Below are 24,397 nucleotides of genomic sequence, written 5' to 3'. Positions count from 1 at the left end.
ATCACAGGGCGGGTCGGCGTTGCTTGCAACCGGCGCCGCGGCGTCAGGACCGGCCGACGTCCACCACGGTGAGCACGACGGCGCCCGCCTCGTCGCTGGCGGCGAGGTCCACCAGGGCGGTGATCGCCCAGTCGTGGTCGCCGTCGGCGTCGTCCAGCACCTGGCGCACCCACCAGGTGCCGGCGGGCACCTGGCCGTGCTCGGTGCCGTCCGGCGTGACCGTCGTGGCACCGCCCGGCAGGTCGGCGCCCGGCTCGAGGACGGTCAGGAGGCCGGCGGAGCGGGCGGCCGGGCCGATGCCGACGGCGTCGTCGCCCTGTGCCTCGAAAAGCGGGTCGAGTGCCGCGGCCCAGGCGTCGCCGTCCCAGCCGTGCGCACCGTCGAGCGTCCCGAGCGCGTCGTAGTGCTCGCGGGCGGCGAGCTCGACGCGGCGGAACATGGCGTTGCGCACGAGGCGCCGGAAGGCGCGCGGGTTGCCCGTGACGGGCCGGGCGGGCGCCTCCGCGCCGGCCTCGGCGAGCTCGCCCTCGACGACGGTGTCCGCGTCGTCGTCGACCGGGTTCTGCAGGCGCTCCCACTCGTCGAGCAGGGACGAGTCGACGCCGCGCACGAGCTCGCCGAGCCACTCGACGACCTCGTGCACCTCCTCGGAGCGGTGCTCCTCGGGCACGACCTGGCGCAGCGCACGGTAGGCGTCGGCGAGGTAGCGCAGCACCACGCCCTCGGTGCGCTCCAGCCCGTACACGCTGACCAGCTCGGCGAACGTCATCGCCTGCTCGAGCATGTCGCGCACCACGGACTTGGGCGCGAGCTCGGCGTCGGCCACCCACGGGTTGGCCCGCTTGTACGTGGCGAACGCGGGCTCGAGCAGGTCGGCGAGCGGCCGCGGCCACGAGACGTCCTCGAGCGCCTCCATGCGCTCCTCGTACTCCATGCCCTCGGCCTTCATCGCCGCGACGGCCTCGCCCTTCGCCTTGCTCTGCTGGGCGTAGAGGATCTGGCGGGGGTCGTCGAGGGTCGCCTCGATGACGGAGACGACGTCGAGCGCGTGGGTGGGGCTCTCCACGTCGAGCAGGTCCATCGCGGCGAGCGCGAACGGCGACAGCGGGGCGTTCAGCGCGAAGTCGCGCGGCAGGTCGACGACGAGCCGGACGCTGGGCCGGTACCCGGCCGGGCGGGACGGGTCCGGCACGCGCACCTTCTCCACGACGCCCGCGATGCGCAGGGACCGGTAGATGCGGAACGTCTGGCGCACGTGCTTGGCCTGCTGCGCCTCGGTGTCGTGGTTCGCGGCGAGCAGGTGCCGCATCGCCTCCACGGGGTCGGCGCCCTCGCGGCCGCCGGCCCGCTCGTCGCGGGTGCGGGCCAGCACGTTGAGCACCATGGCGTGGTTGACGTGGAACTGGCTGGTGAGGGGCTCGGGGTCGGCGTCGCGCAGCCGCTCGAACGTGGAGTCCGTCCAGTTCACGGACCCGGTGGGCGCCTTCTTGCGCACCACCTTCTTGAGCTTCTTGGGGTCGTCGCCCGCCTTGGCGAGCAGCTTGCGGTTCTCGATGACGTGCTCGGGCGCCATGACGAGCACCTCGCCCACGGTGTCGAAGCCCGCACGCCCGGCCCGGCCCGAGATCTGGTGGAACTCGCGCGCCGTGAGGTGGCGCATGCGCTCGCCGTCGTACTTCACCAGGGACGTCATGAGCACCGTGCGGATGGGCACGTTGATCCCGACGCCGAGGGTGTCCGTGCCGCACACCACCTTGAGCAGCCCGCGCTGGGTGAGCCGCTCCACGAGGCGCCGGTACTTGGGCAGCATGCCCGCGTGGTGCACGCCGATGCCGGCGCGCAGGAACTTGCTGAGCGTCTTGCCGAAGCCGGTACCGAACCGGAACGCGCCGATCTCGGCGGCGATGGCGGCCTTCTCGTCCTTGGAGGCGAGGGGCGTGGACAGCAGCGCCTGGGCGCGCTCGACGGCGTCCTTCTGCGTGAAGTGCACGACGTAGACCGGCGCGCGGTGCGTCGTGACGAGCTCGGCGATGACGTCGGTGAGCGGCTCGACGACGTAGGAGAACGTCAGCGGCACCGGGCGCTCGGCGCCCGCGACCTCCGCGACGGGTCGGCCGCTGCGCTCGGTGAGGTCCTCGCGCAGCCGGGTGGTGTCGCCGAGCGTGGCCGACATGAGCACGAACTGCGTGCGCGGCAGCTCGAGCAGCGGCACCTGCCACGCCCAGCCGCGCTGCCGGTCGCCGTAGAAGTGGAACTCGTCCATGACGACCTGGGCGATCGCGTCGTCGGCGTCGCCGCCGTCGTCGTCCCCGCGGCGCAGCGCCAGGTTGGCGAGGATCTCCGCGGTGCAGCAGATGATCGGGGCGTCCGCGTTGACCGCGGAGTCGCCCGTCATCATGCCGACGTTGCGCGACCCGAACGCGGCGACCAGGTCGAAGAACTTCTCGCTCACCAGCGCCTTGAGGGGCGCGGTGTAGAAGGTGCGCCCGCCGCGGCCCGAGCGGCGCTTCGCCAGGGCGGCGAACTGCGCGCCCATCGCGACCATCGACTTGCCCGAGCCGGTGGGCGTCGCCAGCACCACGTGCGATCCCGTCATCACCTCGAGGAGCGCCTCCTCCTGGTGCGGGTACAGCGGGCGCCCCGTGCCGGTGGCCCACTCGCCGAAGCCCTCGAACAGCACGTCGGGGTCCGGGGCCCCTCCGGTGGGTGCGGGCAGGTACGGCAGCAGCGTGCCGGCGGGGCGGGGGGCGGCGTCGGCCGAGGTCGGGGAGGTCATCGCGGGCCATTCTTCCAGGCCGTACCGGCACCCGGCGCTCGGTACGGGGACTGCGTCCTCAGCCGAGGTCCCACAGCCGCCGGTAGAAGGTGATGCGCCGCGGGTCGGGCGCGATGCCGTAGGCGTCGAAGAACGCGGGCTCGTACCCGTCGCCGTAGTTCCACTCCAGGCTGTAGCTCGCCACCGCGAGGTCGGCCCACCGGTCGGCGACGCCGAGCGCGTCGAGGTCGACGTGCGCGGTCCAGCGGCCGCCGTCGTCGAGCAGGGTGTTGGGCGCGCACGGGTCGCCGTGGCACACGACGAGCCGGTCGACGTCGGGCACGTCGCCGACCTGCGCGCGGGCGGCCGGGCTCAGGCGGCCGACGCGGTCGGCGACGCCCCACGTGAACGGGCAGTCGTCGACCGGGAGCGTGTCGTGCAGGGCGCGCAGCCCGGCGCCGATCGCGCGTGCCGCGGTCTCGGGACGGGCCAGCCAGCGCGGGTCGACGGCGGAGCGGCCGGGGATGCCGGCCGTCAGCAGCCAGCGGGCCTCGGCGTCCTGCCCGCGGTCGAGCACGCGGGGGACCGGGGTCCACCGGCCCGCCCAGGCGAGCCGTTCGGCCTCGGCGTCGAGGTCGAGCCCGTCGACGCCCGCCGGGACCCACTTGACGTAGCGGTCGTCCTCGGCGAGCCCGACGGAGGCGGGACGCCCGGGGGTCGAGAGCCGGAAGGTGAGGCCGCCGAGCTCGTTGCGCCACACGGGCACGACGTCGTCGCCGCCCGCGAGCGCCCGGACCCGGTCGGGGACGGCGACGGGCGTGGACGGGACGGCGGAGAGGACGCGGGACATGGGGCGATCCTCGCACCGGGCGTCGTGCGGGCCTACGGCTTGGCGAGCGGTTCGACCGGTTCGACCGTCGGTGCGACGCGGCGCGTGGCCGCCTCGCCCTGCTGCACGACCACGACCCCGGCGAGGACGAGCAGCCCGCCGACGAGCTGGACGGGGCGCGGCAGCTCGTCCAGGAGGACCCAGGCGAAGAACACGGCGCTGACCACCTCGACCAGGCCGACGAACGACGCGGGTCGCGCGCCCAGGCGGCGGCCGGCCGCGACGCCGGTGACGTAGGCGACGCCGGCGGTCACGACGCCCAGCGCCGTGAGCGCGGCCCAGGCGGGGACGACGGCGTCGGCGAGCCGTACCGGGGCGGCGGAGGTGGTCACCGGCAGGACGCCGACGACGGCGAGCAGCCCGAGGAGCACGGCGCCGACGGTGAGCCCGCCGGCGGCGAGGCTCAGGGGCGGCAGGCCGGTGTCGGTGCGGGCGTTGAGCAGGAAGTAGGCCGAGACGCCGACCATCGCGCCGAGCGCCCACGCGACCCCCACGGGGTCGAGCCGTGCGCCCGTGAGGTCGAGGACGAGCACGAGGCCGGCGGCGGCCAGGGCGATGCCGGCGAGCGTGGCGCGGCCGGGTCGCTGCCCGTGCCGCAGCCAGAGCCAGGCGACGACCGCTGCGGGCGAGGAGTACTCGATCAGCAGCGCGGGGCCTACCTGCATGTGCTGCACCGCGGCGAAGTAGCAGAACTGGGTGGCGGCGACGCCGAGCGCGCCGTAGGCGAGCAGCAGCCGGAGGTTGCGGCGCACGGGGGACCAGTCGCCGCGCAGGGCGACGATCCCGAAGGGCAGGACGACGAGGGCGCCGGTCGCGACCCGCACGAGCACCACCGCGCCGGGGCTCCAGCCGTTCGCGAACAGTCCGGCCGCGAGCGGGCCGGAGAGGCTGAACGTGACCGCGGAGACGACGGCGAGCGTCAGGCCCGCGCCGAGGCCGGTGTGCCGCGAGGAGGACACGTCATGCGCCATTGCTGCCATGACTCATGACGCTAGGGGTGGACGGGTAATGTGTCAACATGCCGTTCGCTCATGACACCGTGGCTGAGCTCCGGGCCGCCGTCGCGCTCGTGAACTCCGCCGAGCCCCCGGAGACGCTCGAGACCGTCGCCGACCTCGACGCCTTCTTCCGGGAACACGACTACACCGGCCGGCACGACCGCACGGAGCAGGAGCTCGCCCAGGTGCGCGCGCTGCGGCCCCGCCTGCGCCGCCTCCTGCTCGCCGACCGCGACTCGGCCGCCGCGCTGGTCAACGACCTCCTGGCGGGGGTGCCGGTGCACCCCCGTCTCGTACGGCACGGGGGCGAGGACTGGCACGTGCACGCGACCGCGGACGACGCCCCGTTCGCCACGCGGGTCGCCGTCGAGACCGCGATGGCGATGATCGACGTCGTCCGCGACGACGAGCACTCGCGGCTGGCCGTGTGCGCCGACGCCGACTGCCAGGGACTCGTGCTCGACCTGTCGCGCAACCGCTCCCGGCGCTACTGCTCCACCGCGTGCACCAACCGCAACGCGCAGGCCGCGCTGCGCGCACGTCGCGCCCGCTGACGTATCGGCACGCAGCGCACCTGCTCCCTCCCCGCGAGGATGCCGGGGTCACCCAGGGCGACGACCGCCCGGCCCGGCCCCACGAAGGAGGTGGCGATGCCCGTCACGACCGTCCGAGCCCTCGACCCCTGGCCCGCCGTGCGCCCCGGCGACCGGTCCCGCCCCGTCGGCACGCTGCAGCACCTGCTGAACGAGCACGGCCACGACCTCGACGTCGACGCGTCGTGCGGGCCGCTGACCGAGGCGGCCGTGCGCACCTCGCAGCGCGACCTCGGGCTGGTCGTCGACGGCGTCGTCGGGCCGCGGACCTGGGACGCCCTCGTCGTCACCGTCACGAACGGCCACCACGGTCACGCCGTGCGCGGCGCGCAGGCCAAGCTCGCCGCCCGCACCGGGTCGCTCGTCGTCGACGGCGTCTTCGGGGCGCGGACCGAGGCGGCGGTCCGCGAGCTCCAGCTGGCGCTGTCCACCTTCGGCGTCCTCGTCGACGGCGTCGTCGGCCCGCTCACCTGGCGCGCCATGGTGAGCGGGATGGCGAGCGGGATGGTGAGCGGGACAGTCTGCAGCTGAACGCCGGGGCTGGCGCGTCAGGCGTCCGGCGCGCTCCCCAGGAGCGCGTCGCAGACGTCGACCAGCCGCGCCCGCAGCTCCTGTCCGCGCACGGCGAACCCGCGCTGGCGGCGCACGTACTCCGCCTTGCCCTCGGGCGTCTCGATCGCGACGGCCTCGACGCCGTACGACGAGACGTCGTAGGGGGCGGCGGCCATGTCGGTGTAGCGGATGTCGCGGGCGAGCTCGAAGGCGTCGAGCAGCAGGTCGCCGGGCGCCGCGGGTCCCAGCTTGAGCGCCCACTTGTACAGGTCCATCCCGGCGTGCAGGCAGCCCGGCTGCTCCATCGCGGGCTGGCGCTCGCGGCTGGGCCGCAGCTGGTTGCGGTCGGCGGCCTCCGGCGTGAAGAACCGGTAGGCGTCGAAGTGGGAGCAGCCGATGCGGTGCGACTCGACGACGGCGTCCGTGCCGTCGTGCCCCAGCCGCAGGGGCAGCGGGTGGCGGTGGTCGCGACCTGCGGCCCGGTCGCGGTACACCATCGCCCACTCGTGCAGCCCGAAGCAGCCGAACGTGCCGGGGCGTCCCGCCGTCGCGGACACGAGGGCGCGCACGTACCGGACCGTGTCGCCTCGGTCGGCGACGAAGGCGGCGGTGTCGAGCGTGACGCCCGTGTTCGTCTGTCCCGTGCCGTCCGGGAGGGCCACCTCGTGGTACCAGCGCCAGCCGGCGTGCTCGGACGTGCCCGCGAGCACCACGCCCGGTCCGGGGTGCCAGCGGCGCAGGTGGTTCACGCGGGTCGGGTAGTAGGTGAACAGGAAGTCCTCGATCGCGTGCGGCTCGCCCCGGTCGTGGGCGCCGCGCCACACCGCGGTCAGGTGGTCGGCCCGGGCGGCGTGCGCAGCGGCGTGCGCGTCCCGGTCCGCGGGCGCGACGACGGTCGCGGCCGGGTCGGCCGCCGGGAGGTCGAGGGTCGCCGCGCGCACCCCACCAGGGTACGAGCGCAGCGGGCGCGCCCCACGCCGGACTAGCGTGTGACACGTGCCGCACACCCTCGGATTCCGCCAGGTCGACGTCTTCGCCACGGGCCCCCTCACGGGCAACCCGCTCGCCGTCGTGCACGACGCCGACGACCTCACCGACGACCAGATGGCGGCGTTCGCGCGCTGGACCAACCTGTCCGAGACGACGTTCCTGCTGCGCCCCACCGTCCGCGACGACGGCCCCGCCGCCGACTATCGCGTGCGGATCTGGACGCCGGGCGGCGAGCTGCCGTTCGCCGGCCACCCCACCCTCGGCTCCGCGCACGCCTGGCTCGACGCCGGGGGGACGCCGCGGTCGGCGGACCGGCTGGTCCAGGAGTGCGGCGTCGGGCTCGTGACGGTCCGGCGGGACGGTGAAGGCGGTGGTGGCGACGGCGACCGGCTCGCGTTCGCCGCCCCGCCCCTGCGGCGGTCGGGTCCGGTCGGGCCCGAGGACCTCGCACAGATCGCGCGGGCCCTGCGCGTGGCGGTGGCGGACGTCGAGGACGCCGCCTGGGTCGACAACGGCCCGGGCTGGGTGGCGGCCCGCCTGCGCGACGCCGCGGCCGTGCTCGCCGTCGAACCGGACCTCGCCGCCTTCGGCGACCTCAAGATCGGCGTCGTCGGACCGTACGGGCCGGGGGAGTCGGACGCCGCCGTCGAGGTGCGCGCGCTGTTCGAGGTGAACGGCAGCCTCGTCGAGGACCCGGTCACCGGGAGCCTCAACGCCGGGCTCGGGCAGTGGCTCGCGGGGGAGCACCTGCCGTCGGCCTACGTCGCCTCGCAGGGGACGGCGCTCGGCCGCCGTGGCCGCGTCCACGTCACCCGCGACGCCGACGGCGGGGTGTGGGTCGCGGGAGCGGCGGTCACCACGATCGCGGGCACCGTCACGCTGTAGCCGCGGAAGCGACCCACACGCGCAACGGCCCCACCACCTCGAAGCCGTGCCGCAGCGCGGTCGCGAGATCGTCGCCGCTCTCGTAGCCGACCGCCGGGACGCCCGGGAACAGGCGCGCCACGACGTCCAGCACGCCAGGCCACGCCGACCCGGCACCGCCCGGGCCCGCGAAGACGTTCGAGAGCCCGACCACGCCGTCGGAGCGGGTCGCGACCGCCCCGCCCACGACCTCGCCAGTCCCCGTGCGGCCTGCGAGGACCGTCGTGGCCGGGTCGGTCAGCAGCTCGGGGCGGAACACCTCCGCGTGCCCGGCACCGCCGTCCCACGCGTCCGCCCACGCGCGGAGCGTCGCCGCGTCGTGGACGGGCGCCCAGTCGACCTGTTGGGTCGACACACGCGGGGTCGCCCCACCCGGGGTCGAGAAGCTCCGGGCCGGCGCCGACGGCCGGTGGATCCAGCTCGCCTCGAACAGCACCTGGAACGCGTCCCTGTCCCTGTCCCTGTCCCTGTCGCCGTCCCTGTCCCCGTTGCTGCCCCCGGCCCCGGCGCCCGGGCGCGGGCCGCTGAGGTCGAGGTCGGCGAAGCTGTCCTTGACGGAGGCGCCCGGCGACCGGGTGTCGATCCGGGCCAGGAGCGCCGCGGCGTCCGCGCCCGGAGCCAGCGTCACCGCGTCCGGGTACAGCGCCGGCGTCCGCACGGGGCTCGCCCACGCGTGTCGGTCGGTGCGGCCGTGGATCGCGTGGGTCTCGCACACCGTCGCGCACCAGGCGGCGTTGTTCCGCGCGGCGGCTCGCACCACGTCCTGGGTCCTCACGTCCCGATCATCCCGGGTGCCCGGGCGGCCGTCGATCCCGTCCGTCGATCCCGTCGACGCCGGGGCCGGGTCGTCCACGCGGCGTTCAGGAGACCGTCAGCATTCCCCGGTGGTCCGCAGGACGCCCCGACCGTCGTCGCAGGTCGGCCGTCTTCCATGACAGGCATGAACCGGCCCACCGATCCTGACCGTCCCGACCGTCCGCGGCGCTCCCGGCGCTTCGTCGTCCTCGTCACCGCCCTGGCCGTGCTCCTGCCCGTCGGCGGCGTCACCGCGTGGGCGGCGAACCGCTACCTCGTGGAGCACGTCCAGATCGACGACGTCTCCGCGTACGAGGCGGCACAGGCCGCGTCGTCCTCATCGTCGTCCTCGTCGTCCGCATCCTCCTCGTCGTCCTCGGACGATGGCGGCACGGTCACCGCGGACGGGTACACCTCGGACGACACGTCGATCTCGCTCGACACGGTCACGCAGGGCAGCGGCGACGACACCGTCACGTTCTACGTGGCGCACGTGGCGCTCGACGACGCGACGCAGCTGCGCTCCGCGTTCGCGCAGGACAAGTTCGGCACCAACATCACCGAGAACACCAGCGACATCGCCGCCGACCACGACGCGATCCTCGCCGTCAACGGCGACTACTACGGCTTCCGCGACACCGGCATCGTCATCCGCAACGGCGTGGTCTACCGCGACGAGGGCGCCCGCGAAGGGCTCGCCTTCTACGCCGACGGCCGCGTCGAGGTGTACGACGAGACGACGACGACCGCCGACGAGCTCGTCGCCGACGGCGTGTGGAACACACTGTCGTTCGGGCCGGCCGTCGTCGAGGACGGGCAGCCCGTCGACGGCATCGAGGACGTCGAGGTCGACACCAACGTGGGCAACCACTCCATCCAGGGCGAGCAGCCGCGCACCGCGATCGGGGTGGACTCCGACGGCAACCTCGTCATCGTCGTCGTGGACGGCCGCGACCCCGGCTACAGCCGAGGCGTCACGATGACCGAGCTCGCGCAGCTCATGATCGACCAGGGCGCCGTCACCGCGTACAACCTCGACGGCGGTGGTTCCTCGACGCTGTACTTCGCCGGCGAGGTCGTCAACCGGCCGTCGAACGGCGGCGAGCGCGGCACCTCCGACATCCTGTACGTGGCCCGATGAGCAGCCCGATGAGCAGCCCGACGAGCAGCCCGACGCCCCTGGTCGTCGTCCCCGCCTACCGTCCCGACGACGCCCTGCCGGCGCTCGTGCGCGAGCTCGCCACCCTCGGCCTGCCCGACGTGCTGGTCGTCGACGACGGCTCCGGGCCCGCCTCCGCCCCCGTGTTCGACGCCGTGACGACGCTCGGCGCCGAGGTGCTGCGGCACGACCGCAACCGGGGCAAGGGCGCCGCCCTGCGGACGGCGTTCGCGCACGCCGTCGAGCACCACCCGGGCCGCGACGTCGTCACCGCGGACGCCGACGGCCAGCACACCCCCGCCAGCGTGCGCGCCGTCGCGGACCGGCTCGCCGCCGGCGGGACCGACGTCGTCGTGGGGGAGCGCGACCTCGCCTCCTCCGGCGTCCCGCTGCGCAGCCGCGTGGGCAACGCGGTCAGCGGCGCCGCCGTCCGCACCGCGACCGGACTGCCCGTCCACGACAGCCAGACCGGGCTGCGCGGGTTCCGTGCCACGGCGCTGCCGTGGCTGCTCGACGTCCCCGGCGACCGCTACGAGTACGAGCTGCGCGTCCTGCTCGAGGCCTCCGCCCGCGGGGCCGTCGTCGCCGGCGTGCCGGTGGCCACCGTGTACCTCGACCACAACGCCTCCTCCCACTTCCGGCCCGTGCGCGACTCCGTCGTCGTCATGACGCCCCTGCTCGCGTTCGCCGCCTCGGGGCTGCTCGCCTTCGGCGTCGACGCGGCGGCGCTGCTCGCCCTCCAGGCGACCACCGGCAGCCTGGCGCTCGCGGTGCTCGGCGCTCGCGTGCTGAGCGCCGGCGTGAACTACGGGGTGAACCGTGCGTTCGTGTTCGGGCGCGCGGGGCGGACGTCGAGCGGCGCGTCGGCGCCGGTGCGCGGGTCCGCGGCGCGGTACGCCGCGCTGGCCCTGCTGCTGCTGGCCGCGAGCTACGGCCTGCTCGACGCCCTGCACGGCACGCTGGGCGTGCCGCTGCTGGCGGCGAAGGTGCTCACGGACGCGGCGCTGTTCGTGGCGAGCTGGACGGTGCAGCGACAGGTGGTGTTCCCGCCGCCCGCTCCGCGACCCGGCCCACCAGCCGCTCCACCGGCCCCCGGCCGACCAGGAACCGCCACAGCGTCGCCGCACCGAGCGTGACCAGCACCAGCACCAGGAGCGGGCCGTTGGTCGTGGCGCCCAGCAGCTCCCAGCGCCAGATCGCCACGATCTGCAGCGCGTAGACCGTGAGCGCCATCGACCCCACCGCGGCCAGCGGCGCGAGCACCCACCGCCCGACGCGGCCCACGTGCAGGCACAGCCCCACGACCGCGACGGCGAACCCGCCCGACGCGAGCGCCTCGAACGTCGTGTCGTCGTGCGGGCCGGCGAGGAGCAGGCCGGCCGGACCGGGCCACGGGTCGTGCCACGCGAACGTCGCCCCGTCGACCGAGGACGTCGCGTCGCGCTGGGCCTCGACCGCCGCCTGCCCGCCCGCGGCCGCCACGAACCACCCGGACAGCAGGGTGAACACCGACCAGGCCGCGAGCCCGCCGAGCAGCAGCCCGGTCCGCAGGCGGGCCGAGCGCAGGTCGCAGCGGCCGATCGCCATCCCCGCGAGCACGTACGCCATCCACACGGCCGCCGGATACGCCCCGGTCAGGACGAAGTCGGTCACGGCGCCGGAGCCGTCGCGCGGCAGGCGCAGCCCCGCCCGCGCGAGCGCCTCCGGACCCCAGTACGCCAGCACCGGCCCGACGAGCGCGACCACCACGGCCAGGACCACGAGCCGCCGCGGCGGCCAGCGCAGGAACGGCAGGGCGAGCACGAAGTAGCAGGCGTAGAAGCCGAGGATGAGCAGCACCCGCGTGCCGAGGAGGTCGAGCAGCGCGACGAGGGCGAGCAGCAGCACGGCCCGCACCAGCAGGCGGGTGCGGGCCCGGCGCAGCGGGTCCCCGTCCAGAGGGCGTGGCCCGCCCGAGACGATCGCGACGGAGATCCCGGCGACCAGCGCGAACAGGATGGACGAGCGGCCGTGCGACAGGTCGAGCAGCCACCAGGCCGGGCCGGCGTCCGGGGTGGTCACGCCGACGTGGGCGGTGAACATCCCGAGCACGGCGACCCCGCGCGCGACGTCGATGCCCGGCACCCGCCCCGGGCCGCCGGAGAGGCGGCCCAGGCCCGCGCGGAGGCGGGAGGTCGGCACGCCCGTGACCGCGGTCATGGCGCGATGATGCCACCGGACACGACGCGCGTCGTCCCGCAGCGTGAGAACCCTGGAGCCGCGCGGAGGCGCGGTCACTACGGTAGGGACCATGAGCGACCTGAGCGCGGAGCCCGCACCCCAGGGCACCCCCGAACCGGCCGGTGCCGACCTCAACGACGCGATCGAGGCGCCGAGCACCCACCACACCGTGCCCAGCAAGGAGTCGGAGTCGTACACGCACGGGCACCACGAGTCCGTGCTGCGCTCCCACCGCAGCCGCACCGCCCAGAACTCGGCCGGCTTCCTGCTGCCGCACCTGCGGGACGACATGTCCCTGCTCGACGTCGGCTGCGGCCCGGGCACGGTGACCGCGGACCTCGGCCGCATCCTCGCCGGCGGGGAGGTCGTCGGCGTCGACGCGAGCCCCCACGTGCTCGAGGCGGCGCGGGAGCACGCCGAGGCGCTCGGGTACGGCAACGTGCGGTTCGAGCAGGCGAACGCCTACGAGCTGCCGTTCGCGGACGACTCGTTCGACGTCGTGTACGCGCACCAGCTGCTGCAGCACCTGTCGGACCCGGTCGCCGCGCTGCGCGAGATGAAGCGCGTCGCGAAGCCCGGCGGGCTCGTGGCGGTGCGCGACGCCGACTACGCGGGCATGGCCTGGTACCCCGAGACGCCGGGCCTCACCGAGTGGAACGAGCTCTACCACGAGGTGACGCACGCGTACGGCTTCGAGCCCGACGCCGGCCGCCGCCTCATGTCGTGGGTGCAGGACGCCGGCATGGACGGCATCGTCCCGTCCGCGTCGTCGTGGTGCTACGCGACCCCGACCGACCGGCAGTGGTGGGGCGAGCTGTGGGCGGAGCGCTGCGTCGAGTCGAACTTCGCCGTCCAGGCCAAGGAGTCCGGCCTCGCCGACGACGTCGCGCTCGAGCAGATCGCCCAGGACTGGCAGGCGTGGGCGCAGGCGCCCGACGGCTGGTTCGCCATCCTGCACGGCGAGGTCCTCGCCCGCGCCTGACGGTGGCGGGCGCACGGCCCGCGTAACCTGGGCGCGTGCGCATCGCGAGATTCACCACCGGAGACGACCCCCGCTTCGCCCTCGTCCAGCAGGAGGGCGACCGCACCTACCTCGCCGTCCTGGGCGGCGACCCGCTCTACATGCCGGCGATGCCGACGGGGGAGCGGATCGAGCTGGGCGACGGCGTCCGGCTGCTCGCCCCGGTGATCCCGCGGTCCAAGGTGGTCGCGGTCGGCAAGAACTACGCCGACCACGCCAAGGAGATGGGTGGCGAGGTCCCCGCGTCCCCGCTGCTGTTCTTCAAGCCGAACACCGCCGTCGTCGGCCCCGACGACCCGGTCGTGCTGCCCGAGTTCACCCGCGAGGTGAGCTACGAGGCCGAGCTCGCCGTCGTCATCTCCAAGGTGTGCAAGGACGTGGAGCCGGAGCACGTGCGCTCGTACGTGCTCGGCTACACCGTGGCCAACGACGTCACGGCGCGCGACGCGCAGCGCACCGACGGCCAGTGGGCGCGCGCCAAGGGCTTCGACACCTCGTGCCCGCTGGGCCCGTGGATCGACACCGACCTGAACCCCGAGGACGTCGCCGTGCGCTCGCGCGTCAACGGCGAGCTCAAGCAGGACGGTCGCACGGCGGACATGGTCTTCGACGTGCCGTTCCTCGTGTCGTACATCAGCAAGGCGATGACCCTGCTGCCGGGCGACGTGATCCTCACGGGCACGCCCGCCGGCGTCGGGCGCATCGACCACGGGGACCGCGTCGAGTGCGAGGTCGAGGGGATCGGCGTCCTCGCCAACCCCGTGTTCCGGCGCGACTGAGATGCCGCTGCGGGACGACGCCCGCTCCGTGCTGCGGCGGATGACGCCGGCCGGAGCGGGCCAGGCCGCGCTGCGCGACCGGTTCGTCGCCCACCTCGACGAGCATCCCGACGGCGTGCTGCGCACGTGTCGCCCGGACCACGTCACCGCCTCCACGGTGGTGCTGTCGGCGGACGCCTCGCGCGTGCTGCTGACCCTGCACGCCAAGGCCGGCCGGTGGTTCCAGCTCGGCGGGCACGCCGAGCCCGGTGACGCCACGCTGGTCGCCGCGGCGCGGCGCGAGGCCGTCGAGGAGTCGGGGCTCGACGTCTCGCTGGACCCCGCGCCCGTGCACCTCGACGAGCACGCCGTGCCGTTCTGCGGCCCCGGCGGGGACGCCCACCACCTCGACGTCCGGTTCGTGGCCGTCGCGCCCGACGGCGCCCGGCACGCGGTGAGCGACGAGTCCCTCGACGTGCGGTGGTGGCCCGTGGACGACCTGCCGAACCCGGACCTCGCCGCGATGGTCGCGCTCGCCGTCGCGCGCGTGCGCGCCTCGCGGTGACGGTCCTCGCCGACGCCTGCCGGGCGCGCGGCCAACTACGCTGGTCCCCGTGATCCCCGCTGCAGGCTCCTCCGACGTCCGTGTCCGCTTCGCCCCGTCGCCGACGGGCATGTTCCACGTGGGCGGCGCGCGCTCCGCGCTGTTCAACTGGGCGGTCGCCAAGCGACAGGGCGGCATCTTCGTGCTGCGCGTCGAGGACACCGACGCGGCCCGCAACAAGCCGGAGTGGGTGGATGGCATCCTCAACGCCCTCGCGGCGCTCGGCATGCACGCCGAGGACCCGACGTTCGAGGGCCCGTACTTCCAGTCGCAGAACGTCGAGAAGCACCGCGAGGCGTCCGCCCGCCTGTACGAGGCCGGCCGTGCGTACTACTGCGACTGCACCCGCGACGACGTCGCCGCCCGGACCGGCAACCCCCACTCGGGCTACGACGGCCACTGCCGCGACCGCGGCCTGACCTACGAGCCCGGCCGCGCGCTGCGCTTCCGCACGCCCGACGAGGGCGAGACGCCGGTCGTGGACCTCATCCGCGGCAACCCCACGTTCCCGAACTCCGCGATGGAGGACTTCGTCGTCGCGCGCGGGGACGGCTCACCCGTCTTCCTGCTCGCGAACGTCGTGGACGACCTCGACGAGGGCATCACGCACGTCATCCGCGGCGAGGAGCACCTGCCGAACACGCCCAAGCAGCAGCTGCTGTGGAAGGCGCTCGGCGCGCAGCCGCCCACGTGGGCGCACCTGCCCGTCATCGTCAACGAGAAGCGCCAGAAGCTCTCCAAGCGCCGCGACAAGGTGGCGCTCGAGGACTACCTCGCCGAGGGCTACCTGGCCGACGCGATGGTCAACTACCTCATGCTGCTCGGCTGGGCGCCCGGCAACGACGAGGAGATCCTCCCGTTCGACGAGCTCGTCGAGCGCTTCCGCATCGAGGACGTCAACAGCGCCTCCGCGTTCTTCGACGTCAAGAAGCTCACGGCGTTCAACGGCGAGTACATCCGCGCCATGTCCGTCCCGGACTTCGTCCAGGCCGTCGACCCGTGGCTGCACGCGCCCCGCGCCCCCTGGGCGGAGGAGCAGTTCGACGCCGCCGCGTTCGCGAAGGTCGCGCCGCTCGCCCAGTCGCGCGTCGCGCTGCTCGCCGACATCACCGACAACGTCGACTTCCTGTTCCTCGACGAGCCGGTCGAGGACGAGCGCTCGTGGTCCAAGGCCATGAAGGAGGGCGCGGCCGAGCTGCTCGCGGACGCGCGCGCCGCGCTCGCGGACCTCGAGCCGTGGGAGGCCGAGCCGCTCAAGGAGCTCGTCACCACGGTGGGGGAGAAGCACGGCCTCAAGCTGGGCAAGGCGCAGGCGCCGGTGCGGGTGGCCGTCACCGGCCGCACCATCGGGCTGCCCCTCTTCGAGTCCCTCGAGGTCCTCGGCCGCGAGCGCACCCTCGCGCGCCTCGACGCCGCGCTCGCGAAGCTGTGAGCGGCGGCGCTCGTGTCGACGGCGTCCTGCTCGACGTCGACGACACACTGGTCGATACCAAGGGCGCGTTCGCGCAGGCGCTGACGGCCGTCGCCGTCGAGCACCTGCCGCACGTCCCCGCGGAGCTGTACCCGCAGCTCCTGGCGCACTGGCGGTCCGACCCGGGCGGCCACTACAAGCGGTACACGCGAGGCGAGACGGACGCGCTCACGCAGCGCCGGCTGCGCGCCGACCTGCTGCACCGCACGTTCGGGGGCGAGCCGGTCACCGAGGCGTCGTTCGCCGACTGGGACGCGCTGTTCTGGGGCACCTTCGAGCGGTCGTGGACGGCGTTCGACGACGCCGCGGCCGCCCTGGACGTGCTGCGCACGGCCGGCGTCGCGGTGGGCGTCGTGACGAACGCGGCCACCGAGCTGCAGGAGCGCAAGCTGCGTGCCGCCGGCCTCGAGGGGGTGCCCGTGCTGGTGGGCGTCGACACGCTGGGCTACGGCAAGCCGCACCCCGACGTCTTCGTCGAGGGTGCGCGCCGGCTGGGCACCGACGTCGCGCGCACCGCGTACGTCGGTGACGAGCCGACGACGGACGCGCTGGCGGCTCGTGCCGCCGGGCTGACGGGCGTGTGGCTCGACCGCCCGGGCGCGCGCCGCGACGACGAGCACCACGTGGACGCCGACGCGCTGCGCGCCGAGGGGATCGTCGTCCTGCCGGACCTGAAGGGGCTGCCCGACGCCCTCGGCCTCTGACCGAAAAGTTGTCAGAACCAGGGACGGGTATGCCCTGACCTGGTTCTGACAGGTGCACGGTGCCGCGCGTTGTCAGAACCACGTGCGGGTATACGCGCGCGTGGTTCTGACAGGTCTCAGGGGGCGAGCAGCAGGACGGCGCTGAGGCCGACCCCGCTGACGACGACGGCGCCCGCCGCGCCGAGCAGCAGCGGCCGGCGGGCGGTCCGGGCGAGGCGCGGGACGTCGACGCCGGTGCCGAGCGCGAACATCGCGGCGACGAACAGGATCGTCGTGAGCTGGTGCGCGACGTCGAGGACGGCGTCGGGCAGCAGGCCGGTGCTGCGGACCAGGACCGCCGCGAGGAAACCCAGCACGAAGCCGGGCACGAGGGGCGCACGCCGCCCGCGCGGTGCGGCGGCGTCCGTCTCGGTCGGCGTCGTGTCGGTGGACATCGTCGGGGCGGCGAGGGCCGAGCGCCGCGCGAGCAGCGCTCCCGTCCCCGCGACGAGGGGCGCCAGCAGCACCACCCGGGCGAGCTTGGTGACGGTGGCGGTGGCCAGCGCAGCCGCCGAGACGGTGCCCGCGGCGGCGACCACCTGGGCCACCTCCTGGACGCTGGCGCCGATCCACAGCCCGGTCTGGTGGTCGGTGAGGCCCAGCGCGCCCGCGAGCGGGGGCAGGGCGAAGATCGCGATCGTGCCGTAGACGGTGACGAGGGCGAGCGCGGCGGCGACGTCGTCGCGCAGCCGGGAGCCGCCGCGCGGGTCGCGCTCCAGCACGCTCGTCATCGCCGAGACGGCGGCCGCGCCGCAGATCGAGAACCCGGTGGCGACGAGCAGCGCTGTGGCGCGCGGCACCCGCAGCAGGCGGCCGAGGCCGAGGATCGCGGCGAACGTGCAGGTCACGGTGACGACGACGACGCCGATGCCGCGCCAGCCGAGCGCGAGCACGTCCGGGATCGAGAGCTGGAGTCCGAGCAGCACCACGCCGGCGCGCAGCACCGTCCGCGCGGTCCAGTCCGTGCCCGGCCGGACGCGGCCGACGACACGGGCCGCCCGGTCGCTGCGGGGCGCGACCCGTCCGAGTACCGACCCCACCACCGCGCCCGCGAGGAGGGCGAGCACGAGCGGGGAGACCGCGCCGCCGGTCAAGGGCGCCAGCAGCCGGCTCGCGCCGAGCAGGACCAAGGTGGCGACCGCGGCGAGCGCGAGGCCGGGTGCGAGGTCGCGGGCGGCATCCGTCCGGGGGCGGGGCGGCGCGGAGAGGGTCGTGGGCACGTCACCAGGCTCGCGATGCGGCGACGGGTCCGGAAGCGCCAGGTGCCGATCCATCCATAGACTCACGCTATGGCAGACCGTCCTCCGCTGGCCGCCCTCGAGCTGCTGGTCGCGCTCGACACCCACGGGTCCATCAGCGCGGCCGCCCGCGCGGCCGGGGTGTCGCAGCCCACGGCGTCGGCCGGTCTGCACCGGCTGGAGCGGCGTCTGGGACTCGAGCTGCTGGCCCGCGGCCCGCGCGGGACGGCGCTCACGGTGTCGGGGCACCGGGTCGCGGACGCGGCCCGCGACGTCGTCGACGCGATCGACCGGTTCGAGGCCACGGCCGCGACGCTGCGCTCGGCACCGTCCGCCGGCCTGCGGGTGGCGGCGAGCCTCACGATCGCCGAGTACCTCGCGCCGCGGTGGCTGGCCGCCTTCGAGCGGGACGAGCGCGCGCGGGGCGCGGCGGCCGCCGACGTCGAGCTCGTCGTGCGCAACTCCCGCGAGGTCATGGAGCTGGTGCTCGAGGGTGCCGCGGAGCTCGGCTTCGTGGAGAGCCCCACCGTGCGGCGCGGGCTGCTGTCCCGCGTGGTGGCCCACGACGAGCTCGTAGCCGTCGTCGCGCCGGCCCACCCGTGGGCGCGACGACGGTCGGTCGGCCCGGAGCTGCTGGTCACGGGCCGCCTCGTGCTGCGGGAGGAAGGCTCCGGCACCCGCGACGTGCTGGAGGAGGCGCTGGGGCAGGCAGGGGTGCGGCTGCCCGCCCAGGTCACCGCGCTGGGCTCGACGGCGGCGGTGAAGGCCGCCGTGCGGCACGGGGAGGGCGTCACGGTGCTGTCGGCGCTGACCGTGGCCGACGACGTCGCCGCCGGGCACCTGGTGACCGTGCCGATCGCGCAGCTCGACCTCTCGCGCCGGCTGCGCGTGGTGTGGCGGGACGGCGCGTCCCTCTCCGCGCCCGTGCGGCGGCTCGCGGCCGTGGCGGGAGCGCGCTGACCGGCGTCTGACCGGCGTCTGACCGGCCTGGCGGGCCCGGTCAGCGCCGGGAGGTGCGGTAGGCGTGCGTGACGTACGGCAGGTCGATCGTCGCGCGGCCGGCGAGCTGCGGGTGCGTGGCGGTGAGGTTGTCGACGTCGCCCAGCAGTGCCGCGCGCTCGTCCGCGGCGAGGGTCAGCAGGTAGCTGCGGGTCCCGGCGAGGGTGCGCAGCGCGGACACGGGGAGCCGGTCGGACCAGGGGAACGCGCGGGCCTCGGTCTCGGTGAACGTGTCGGCGTGCTCCCCGCCGAGCCCCGGCGGGCGATGGTGCGTCGCGTCGGGGGTGAGGCGGTCGCCGCGGTGCAGGATCTCGCCGAAGCGCGCCACCCAGTCGACGCCCGTGTCGCGCTGGTTCCACACGACCCCGAGCGTGCCGCCGGGCCGCAGGACGCGTGCGATCTCCGCCGCGGCCCGCTCGGGGTCGAACCAGTGCCACGCCTGTCCGATGAGCACCGCGTCGACCGAGGCGTCCGCGAGCGGGAGGTCCTCGGCCGTGCCCCGGAGGGTCTGGACCCCCGGCAGGCGTGCGGCGAGCTCGTCGAGCATCGCGGACGACGGGTCGACGGCGACGACCTCCGGCGCGTCGTCCAGGACGGCGAGCGCGGCCTCCGTGAGCTTGCCCGTTCCTGCGCCGAGGTCGAGGACCCGGCGCGGACGACCGGCCAGGAGCCACCGCAGCGCTTCGGCCGGGTAGGACGGCCTGACCTGCGCGTACGTGTCGGCACCTCGCTCGAACGATGCCGCGCGGTCGGCGAGGGAGTGCGGGTCGGCGGCGCGGGATCGCTCGTCACCGGCGGGTTCGGACGGGTGCCGCGCGGGCGTGGGGGAGGTCATGGGCGCGAGCCTCCCACGGCCCGCCCCGAGCGTGACGCACGGCACCCCCGTGGCGTTTTGGCCGACGGCCCGACGTCCGGTAATGTTTTCCGACGTTGGGCCTGACAAGGGCGCTCGACGATGTCGGGTTTGCCTGGAGGGTCCGATCCATTGGGGTATGGTGTAATTGGCAGCACGAGAGATTCTGATTCTCTTAGTCTAGGTTCGAGTCCTGGTACCCCAGCGCAGCGCTCTGCTCCCGCTCTTGGCGGCGCGCAGAGCTTGCACGGCACGGAGACCCTTCGCGGTCGCCGAGTCATAGGCCCCCATCGTCTAGCGGCCTAGGACGCCGCCCTCTCACGGCGGTAACGCGGGTTCAAATCCCGCTGGGGGTACACAGGTCGTCCGTTCGCGGTCGACCTTGGGTCTTCGCCTCGCGGCGCGGACCAGCTCCAAGGCCCCCATCGTCTAGCGGCCTAGGACGCCGCCCTCTCACGGCGGTAACGCGGGTTCAAATCCCGCTGGGGGTACACAGTGCGAGGCCCGGTCCCCACGGACCGGGCCTTCGTCGTTCCTGCCATCGCTCCCTGCCGTCCGCCCTGCCCGTCGGTCCCGCCTGTCGGTGCGGCCCGTCGTCGTGCGGGTCAGAGGTACGGCTCGGGCACGGTGCCGCCGTCGGTCCGCGGGTGGTCGATCCGGACGCCCGTGGGGGCCCAGTTCGCGGGGTGCGCTCCGGGGCTCGGCTGCGCCTCCGGCGGACGAGGGGCCGGGGCGGCGGGCTGCACCGCGATCGGCTGCGTCGTCGGGCGCGGGCCCTCCGGCGTGCTGCGGCCGGGCACGATCGTCGGGCCGCCCGGCACGGGGCCCGCCGGAAGCGATCCGGCGGACGGTCCGCCGCCGGGGAGGACGTCATCGTCGTCGTCGTTCTTGTGGCCCGGGGTGAACAGGGTGTCGCAGAGCGTGCGGTACGTGGCGTCCGGGTGCGGCACGTGCTTGATGGTGCGCAGCGCCTGGTCCTGGCCGGCGGACTCCATGTCGAAGCGCCCGTACCCGAGCACCTGGCCGAGCGGGCTGCGGGAGTACCCCATGTCCGTGACCTTCTTGAGCGGCATCATCGCCACCTTGTGCACCACGAGCCCGTACAGCAGCAGGAGCCGCTTGTCCGTGGCCACGAACCACTCGTAGCGCCACTCGAGGCACCGCCACGCCAGCCGCGCGGCGGCCAGGAGCCAGACGAGCCACAACCACTGCGCGACGCCGCGCACCTCGACGGGCGTGGACATGACGATCGTGCCGATCAGCAGGAACGCGCCCACGGTCGTGGCGATCGGCCCGAGCAGGCTGGCCCAGTGGCGTCGAGTCGCGACGATGACGTGCTCGTGGGGGAGGACGTAGCGCCGCAGGTTCCCGTGCGCGCGGACGGTGGCGCGCTGGCGGGGCTCGTCGGTCACCACGGGACGGCTAGGACGCGATGGTCGAGAAGAACTCGACGAAGCTGGAGATCGTGTTGGCGATGAAGTCCCAGATCGACGTGACGATGTTCCCGGCCCGGTTGGGGTCGTTCACGATCGCGAAGATCAGGAAGATCACGACGATCCAGATCAGCAGGGTCTTGGCCTTGGCGGGCATCAGGTCCTCGCGCCTCTCGGGGTCTCGGGGCAGGGTTGCCCCACCAGCCAGGAGCGTACTGACCTGGCTCGACGCCGGACAGCACCGGGCCCGGCGCGCCGCGTCGGCTGGCGGCGGGCCGGGCCCGAGGTGGTACGGACGGTGGTCAGGTGGGGCGGGCGGTCACTCGCCGGCGCGGCGGAGCACCTCGGTGAGGCGGTTGGCGGCGGAGACTACCGCGGCCGAGTGCAGGCGCCCCGGCTGGCGGGTGAGCCGCTCGACCGGGCCGGAGACGGACACGGAGGCGACGACGCGGCCGGACGGGCCGCGCACCGGGGCGGACACGGAGGCGACGCCGAGCTCGCGCTCGGACACCGACTGCGCCCACCCGCGGCGGCGCACGCCGGACAGGATGGTGGCGGTGAAGACCGCCTCGCGCAGGCCGCGGTGCAGGCGGTCCGGCTCCTCCCAGGCCAGCAGGATCTGCGCCGCGGAGCCCGCGTGCATCGTGAGCGTGGCGCCCACGGGGATCGAGTCGCGCAGGCCGACCGGCCGCTCCGCGGCGGCCACGCACACGCGATGGTCGCCCTGGCGGCGGTAGAGCTGCGCGCTCTCGCCCGTGTGGTCGCGCAGCGCCGTGAGCACGGGGTTGGCCGCGGCGAGGAGCCGGTCCTCGCCGGCCGCCGTCGCGAGCTCGTTGAGGCGCGGTCCGAGCACGAACCGGCCCTGCATGTCGCGGCCCACGAGCCGGTGGTGCTCGAGCGCGACGGCCAGTCGGTGCGCCGTGGGGCGGGCCAGTCCGGTCGAGGAGACCAGCTGCGCCAGGGTGGCGGGACCCGCCTCCAGTGCACCCAGCACGGACGCGGCCTTGTCCAGTACGCCGACTCCGCTAGTATCGTCCATAGGACGATATTGGCGTCTCGCCCACTGAGATTGCAAGTCGAGGACCGCATCTCACTGGACGGGACCGTCTCGCGGACCGAGCCTCGCTGGTTCCGACCGGCGGTATCGACCGAGACACGCACACGTATGGAGGCCGCGGACGACGCGGCGGACGAGGAGCACATGATGGCCGGCACGCTGGCGGAGAAGGTCTGGGAGGCGCACCTGGTGCGCCGTGGCAGCGACGGGGCACCCGACCTCCTCTACATCGACCTGCACCTCGTCCACGAGGTGACGAGCCCGCAGGCCTTCGAGGGTCTGCGCCTCGCCGGGCGCCCGGTCCGGCGCCCGGACCTCACCATCGCGACCGAGGACCACAACACCCCGACGCTCGACATCGACCTGCCGATCGCGGACCTCACCAGCCGCACCCAGATCGACACGCTGCGCAACAACGCGCGCGAGTTCGGCGTCCGCATCCACTCGCTCGGCGACGCCGACCAGGGGATCGTGCACCAGGTCGGCCCGCAGCTCGGCCTGACGATGCCCGGCCTGACCGTGGTCTGCGGCGACTCGCACACCTCCACGCACGGAGCGTTCGGCGCGCTGGCCTTCGGCATCGGCACCTCCGAGGTCGAGCACGTGCTCGCCACGCAGACGCTGCCCCTGGCGCCGTTCAAGACCATGGCGATCACGGTGAACGGCGAGCTGCCCCCGGGCGCCACCAGCAAGGACATCATCCTGGCGATCATCGCCAAGATCGGCACCGGCGGCGGCCAGGGCTACGTGCTCGAGTACCGCGGCGAGGCCATCCGCACGCTCTCGATGGAGGCGCGGATGACCATCTGCAACATGTCCATCGAGGCCGGTGCCCGCGCCGGCATGATCGCGCCGGACGAGACCACGTTCGAGTACCTCAAGGGCCGCCCGCACGCGCCCGAGGGCGAGGACTGGGACGCCGCCGTCGAGTACTGGTCGACGCTGCGCAGCGACGACGACGCCGAGTTCGACGCCGAGGTCGTGCTCGAGGCGGCCGACCTCGAGCCGTTCGTCACCTGGGGCACGAACCCGGGCCAGGGCCTCCCGCTGTCGGCGTCCGTGCCGGTGCCGGAGGAGATCGCGGACGCCAACGAGCGCGTCGCCGCCGAGCGAGCCCTGGAGTACATGGGCCTCGTGGCCGGCACCCCGCTGCGGGACGTGAAGGTCGACACCGTCTTCATCGGCTCGTGCACCAACGGCCGCATCGAGGACCTCCGCTCGGTGGCGAAGGTGCTCCAGGGTCGCCAGAAGGCCGACGACGTGCGCGTGCTCGTGGTGCCCGCGTCGGCCCGCGTGCGCCTGCAGGCCGAGGCCGAGGGCCTGGACGTCATCTTCAAGGAGTTCGGCGCCGAGTGGCGCAACGCCGGGTGCTCCATGTGCCTGGGCATGAACCCCGACCAGCTCGCGCCGGGCGAGCGCGCGGCGTCGACCTCGAACCGCAACTTCGAGGGTCGCCAGGGCAAGGGCGGCCGCACGCACCTCGTGTCGCCGCTCGTCGCGGCCGCCACGGCCATCCGCGGCACGCTGTCCTCGGTGTCGGACCTCGAGCTCGACGGCGACGTCGACCTCACGACGTTCGACGGCAGCCCGCTCGCGCCGCTGTCCGCCCCGTCCTTCGTCTGACCCCACCCCGTCGCAGAAGATCGTCCAGGAGTTCGTCATGGAGAAGTTCACCACCCACACGGGCGTCGGGGTGCCGCTGCGCCGCAGCAACGTCGACACCGACCAGATCATCCCCGCCGTCTACCTCAAGCGCGTGACCCGCACGGGCTTCGAGGACGCGCTGTTCGCGGCGTGGCGCGGCGACCCGTCGTTCGTGCTCAACCAGGACGCCTACAAGGCCGGCTCCGTGCTGGTCGCGGGTCCCGACTTCGGCACCGGGTCGTCCCGGGAGCACGCGGTGTGGGCGCTCAAGGACTACGGCTTCCGCGTCGTCCTCGCCCCTCGATTCGCGGACATCTTCCGCGGCAACTCGGGCAAGCAGGGCCTCGTGGCCGGTGTGGTCTCGCCCGAGGACATCGAGATCCTCTGGAAGATCCTCGAGACCAAGCCCGGCACCGAGGTGACCGTGGACCTCGAGGCGCGCACCGCGCACGCCGACGACGTCACGGTGCCGTTCCAGATCGACGACTACACCCGCTGGCGCCTCATGGAGGGCCTCGACGACATCGGCCTCACGCTGCAGCACGCGGACGAGATCGCCGCGTTCGAGGCGGAGCGCGCGTCCTGGCGCCCCAGGACGCTGCCCGCCAAGCACCTCCCGAACGTGCCGATCGAGCCCGCGCGCCCGGTGGGCTGACCCTGCCGACTGCAACGTGCGTGCTGACTTGATCCTCAACGGGCCG

At 74.4% G+C, this 24,397-nt stretch carries 23 protein-coding genes, 3 tRNA genes and 1 pseudogene; 16 read left to right on the top strand and 11 right to left on the bottom strand.

Translation table 11 applies throughout. The features are described from left to right. Nucleotides 1–43: 43 nt before the first annotated feature. From ACFT55_RS08255 to ACFT55_RS08245, 3 genes are read right to left on the bottom strand one after another with little or no spacing between them, the layout of a single operon-like run. Entirely contained in the window at nucleotides 44–2,776 is a 2,733-nt protein-coding gene (locus tag ACFT55_RS08255) for a DEAD/DEAH box helicase (protein ID WP_380243330.1), read from the bottom strand. A gap of 58 nt (nucleotides 2,777–2,834) precedes the next feature. Further along, the gene (locus ACFT55_RS08250) at nucleotides 2,835–3,605 is read right to left on the bottom strand and encodes a phosphotransferase (protein WP_380243329.1); all 771 of its coding nucleotides are present in this window, start codon (nucleotides 3,603–3,605) and stop codon (nucleotides 2,835–2,837) included. 32 nt (nucleotides 3,606–3,637) lie between these two features. After that, nucleotides 3,638–4,624, bottom strand: a complete 987-nt coding sequence (locus ACFT55_RS08245; protein WP_380243328.1) for a DMT family transporter — start codon at nucleotides 4,622–4,624, stop codon at nucleotides 3,638–3,640. A 38-nt stretch (nucleotides 4,625–4,662) separates the two neighbouring features. Between ACFT55_RS08245 and ACFT55_RS08240 the strand changes: the two genes are divergently transcribed. Both ACFT55_RS08240 and ACFT55_RS08235 read left to right on the top strand, forming a co-directional pair. Continuing rightward, a complete protein-coding gene (locus tag ACFT55_RS08240) occupies nucleotides 4,663–5,196 on the top strand; it encodes a CGNR zinc finger domain-containing protein (RefSeq protein WP_380243327.1) in 534 nt (177 codons plus the stop codon). Between the two features lie 96 nt (nucleotides 5,197–5,292). Further along, entirely contained in the window at nucleotides 5,293–5,766 is a 474-nt protein-coding gene (locus tag ACFT55_RS08235) for a peptidoglycan-binding protein (protein ID WP_380243326.1), read from the top strand. A gap of 17 nt (nucleotides 5,767–5,783) precedes the next feature. On the opposite strand, the gene ACFT55_RS08230 is transcribed toward ACFT55_RS08235, so the two are convergent. Then, nucleotides 5,784–6,728 carry a 3-methyladenine DNA glycosylase gene (locus tag ACFT55_RS08230; protein ID WP_380243325.1) on the bottom strand — a complete coding sequence of 315 codons (945 nt, stop codon included), beginning with the start codon at nucleotides 6,726–6,728 and terminating at the stop codon, nucleotides 5,784–5,786. Between the two features lie 55 nt (nucleotides 6,729–6,783). Here ACFT55_RS08230 and ACFT55_RS08225 point away from each other — a divergent pair, with 55 nt between their 5' ends. Then, complete coding sequence (locus ACFT55_RS08225) at nucleotides 6,784–7,662, top strand: PhzF family phenazine biosynthesis protein (protein WP_380243324.1); 879 nt, start codon at nucleotides 6,784–6,786, stop codon at nucleotides 7,660–7,662. Here ACFT55_RS08225 and ACFT55_RS08220 read toward each other — a convergent pair. After that, entirely contained in the window at nucleotides 7,652–8,476 is an 825-nt protein-coding gene (locus tag ACFT55_RS08220; RefSeq protein ID WP_380243323.1) for a hypothetical protein, read from the bottom strand. The genes ACFT55_RS08225 and ACFT55_RS08220 overlap by 11 nt on opposite strands. A gap of 165 nt (nucleotides 8,477–8,641) precedes the next feature. Between ACFT55_RS08220 and ACFT55_RS08215 the strand changes: the two genes are divergently transcribed. Beyond that, entirely contained in the window at nucleotides 8,642–9,637 is a 996-nt protein-coding gene (locus tag ACFT55_RS08215; protein WP_380243322.1) for a phosphodiester glycosidase family protein, read from the top strand. Then, nucleotides 9,634–10,641 (top strand): annotated as a pseudogene (locus tag ACFT55_RS08210) (glycosyltransferase family 2 protein); the annotation flags it as partial. The gene ACFT55_RS08215 and the pseudogene ACFT55_RS08210, both read left to right, overlap by 4 nt. Nucleotides 10,642–10,645: 4 nt before the next feature. Here the strand turns inward: ACFT55_RS08210 and ACFT55_RS08205 are convergent. Next, entirely contained in the window at nucleotides 10,646–11,854 is a 1,209-nt protein-coding gene (locus tag ACFT55_RS08205) for a heparan-alpha-glucosaminide N-acetyltransferase domain-containing protein (protein ID WP_380243321.1), read from the bottom strand. A 91-nt stretch (nucleotides 11,855–11,945) separates the two neighbouring features. Between ACFT55_RS08205 and ACFT55_RS08200 the strand changes: the two genes are divergently transcribed. The 5 genes from ACFT55_RS08200 to ACFT55_RS08180 are packed head-to-tail and all read left to right on the top strand — an operon-like array spanning nucleotide 11,946 to nucleotide 16,433. Further along, on the top strand, nucleotides 11,946–12,857 hold the full coding sequence (locus ACFT55_RS08200; protein WP_380243320.1) for a class I SAM-dependent methyltransferase: 912 nt from the start codon (nucleotides 11,946–11,948) through the stop codon (nucleotides 12,855–12,857). Nucleotides 12,858–12,892: 35 nt separating this feature from the next. Next, complete coding sequence (locus ACFT55_RS08195; RefSeq protein WP_380243319.1) at nucleotides 12,893–13,675, top strand: fumarylacetoacetate hydrolase family protein; 783 nt, start codon at nucleotides 12,893–12,895, stop codon at nucleotides 13,673–13,675. A gap of 1 nt (nucleotide 13,676) precedes the next feature. Next, nucleotides 13,677–14,219: an NUDIX hydrolase gene (locus tag ACFT55_RS08190; protein ID WP_380243318.1), complete on the top strand. Its 543-nt coding sequence runs from the start codon at nucleotides 13,677–13,679 to the stop codon at nucleotides 14,217–14,219. A gap of 49 nt (nucleotides 14,220–14,268) precedes the next feature. After that, a complete protein-coding gene (gene gltX / locus ACFT55_RS08185; RefSeq protein ID WP_380243317.1) occupies nucleotides 14,269–15,690 on the top strand; it encodes a glutamate--tRNA ligase in 1,422 nt (473 codons plus the stop codon). Then, nucleotides 15,687–16,433: an HAD family hydrolase gene (locus ACFT55_RS08180; protein WP_380243316.1), complete on the top strand. Its 747-nt coding sequence runs from the start codon at nucleotides 15,687–15,689 to the stop codon at nucleotides 16,431–16,433. The genes gltX and ACFT55_RS08180 overlap by 4 nt, the downstream gene beginning before the upstream one ends. A 116-nt stretch (nucleotides 16,434–16,549) precedes the next feature. Here ACFT55_RS08180 and ACFT55_RS08175 read toward each other — a convergent pair whose 3' ends face one another. After that, the gene (locus ACFT55_RS08175; RefSeq protein WP_380243315.1) at nucleotides 16,550–17,692 is read right to left on the bottom strand and encodes a YeiH family protein; all 1,143 of its coding nucleotides are present in this window, start codon (nucleotides 17,690–17,692) and stop codon (nucleotides 16,550–16,552) included. Nucleotides 17,693–17,761: 69 nt separating this feature from the next. Here ACFT55_RS08175 and ACFT55_RS08170 point away from each other — a divergent pair, with 69 nt between their 5' ends. Next, nucleotides 17,762–18,670 carry a LysR substrate-binding domain-containing protein gene (locus ACFT55_RS08170; protein WP_380243314.1) on the top strand — a complete coding sequence of 303 codons (909 nt, stop codon included), beginning with the start codon at nucleotides 17,762–17,764 and terminating at the stop codon, nucleotides 18,668–18,670. Between the two features lie 40 nt (nucleotides 18,671–18,710). Here ACFT55_RS08170 and ACFT55_RS08165 read toward each other — a convergent pair whose 3' ends face one another. Next, the gene (locus tag ACFT55_RS08165) at nucleotides 18,711–19,544 is read right to left on the bottom strand and encodes a class I SAM-dependent methyltransferase (protein ID WP_380243313.1); all 834 of its coding nucleotides are present in this window, start codon (nucleotides 19,542–19,544) and stop codon (nucleotides 18,711–18,713) included. A gap of 151 nt (nucleotides 19,545–19,695) precedes the next feature. Here ACFT55_RS08165 and ACFT55_RS08160 point away from each other — a divergent pair. From ACFT55_RS08160 to ACFT55_RS08150, 3 genes are all read left to right on the top strand, one after another. Further along, nucleotides 19,696–19,767 (top strand) — tRNA-Gln (locus tag ACFT55_RS08160). 78 nt (nucleotides 19,768–19,845) lie between these two features. Further along, nucleotides 19,846–19,918, top strand: a tRNA-Glu gene (locus ACFT55_RS08155). 62 nt (nucleotides 19,919–19,980) lie between these two features. Further along, nucleotides 19,981–20,053, top strand: a tRNA-Glu gene (locus ACFT55_RS08150). Nucleotides 20,054–20,167: 114 nt separating this feature from the next. Here ACFT55_RS08150 and ACFT55_RS08145 read toward each other — a convergent pair. From ACFT55_RS08145 to ACFT55_RS08135, 3 genes are all read right to left on the bottom strand, one after another. Beyond that, complete coding sequence (locus tag ACFT55_RS08145; RefSeq protein WP_380243312.1) at nucleotides 20,168–20,974, bottom strand: PH domain-containing protein; 807 nt, start codon at nucleotides 20,972–20,974, stop codon at nucleotides 20,168–20,170. 10 nt (nucleotides 20,975–20,984) lie between these two features. Next, nucleotides 20,985–21,152 (bottom strand): hypothetical protein, encoded by a 168-nt coding sequence (locus ACFT55_RS08140; protein WP_380243311.1) that lies wholly within the window; start codon nucleotides 21,150–21,152, stop codon nucleotides 20,985–20,987. Nucleotides 21,153–21,314: 162 nt separating this feature from the next. Continuing rightward, nucleotides 21,315–22,034, bottom strand: coding sequence for an IclR family transcriptional regulator (locus ACFT55_RS08135; protein ID WP_079574616.1), 720 nt, complete (start codon nucleotides 22,032–22,034; stop codon nucleotides 21,315–21,317). A 165-nt stretch (nucleotides 22,035–22,199) separates the two neighbouring features. On the opposite strand from ACFT55_RS08135, the gene leuC reads away from it, so the two are divergent. Then, on the top strand, nucleotides 22,200–23,675 hold the full coding sequence (gene leuC / locus ACFT55_RS08130; RefSeq protein ID WP_380243331.1) for a 3-isopropylmalate dehydratase large subunit: 1,476 nt from the start codon (nucleotides 22,200–22,202) through the stop codon (nucleotides 23,673–23,675). 37 nt (nucleotides 23,676–23,712) lie between these two features. Then, nucleotides 23,713–24,351: a 3-isopropylmalate dehydratase small subunit gene (leuD, locus tag ACFT55_RS08125; RefSeq protein WP_380243310.1), complete on the top strand. Its 639-nt coding sequence runs from the start codon at nucleotides 23,713–23,715 to the stop codon at nucleotides 24,349–24,351. Nucleotides 24,352–24,397 lie beyond the last annotated feature (46 nt).

Origin of the sequence: Isoptericola sp. NPDC057191, from assembly GCF_042670225.1 — a bacterium.
Classification (GTDB): Bacteria; Actinomycetota; Actinomycetes; order Actinomycetales; family Cellulomonadaceae; genus Isoptericola.
Note: the sequence above shows the minus strand (reverse complement) of the source record. Positions and strands in the feature narration are given on the sequence as shown.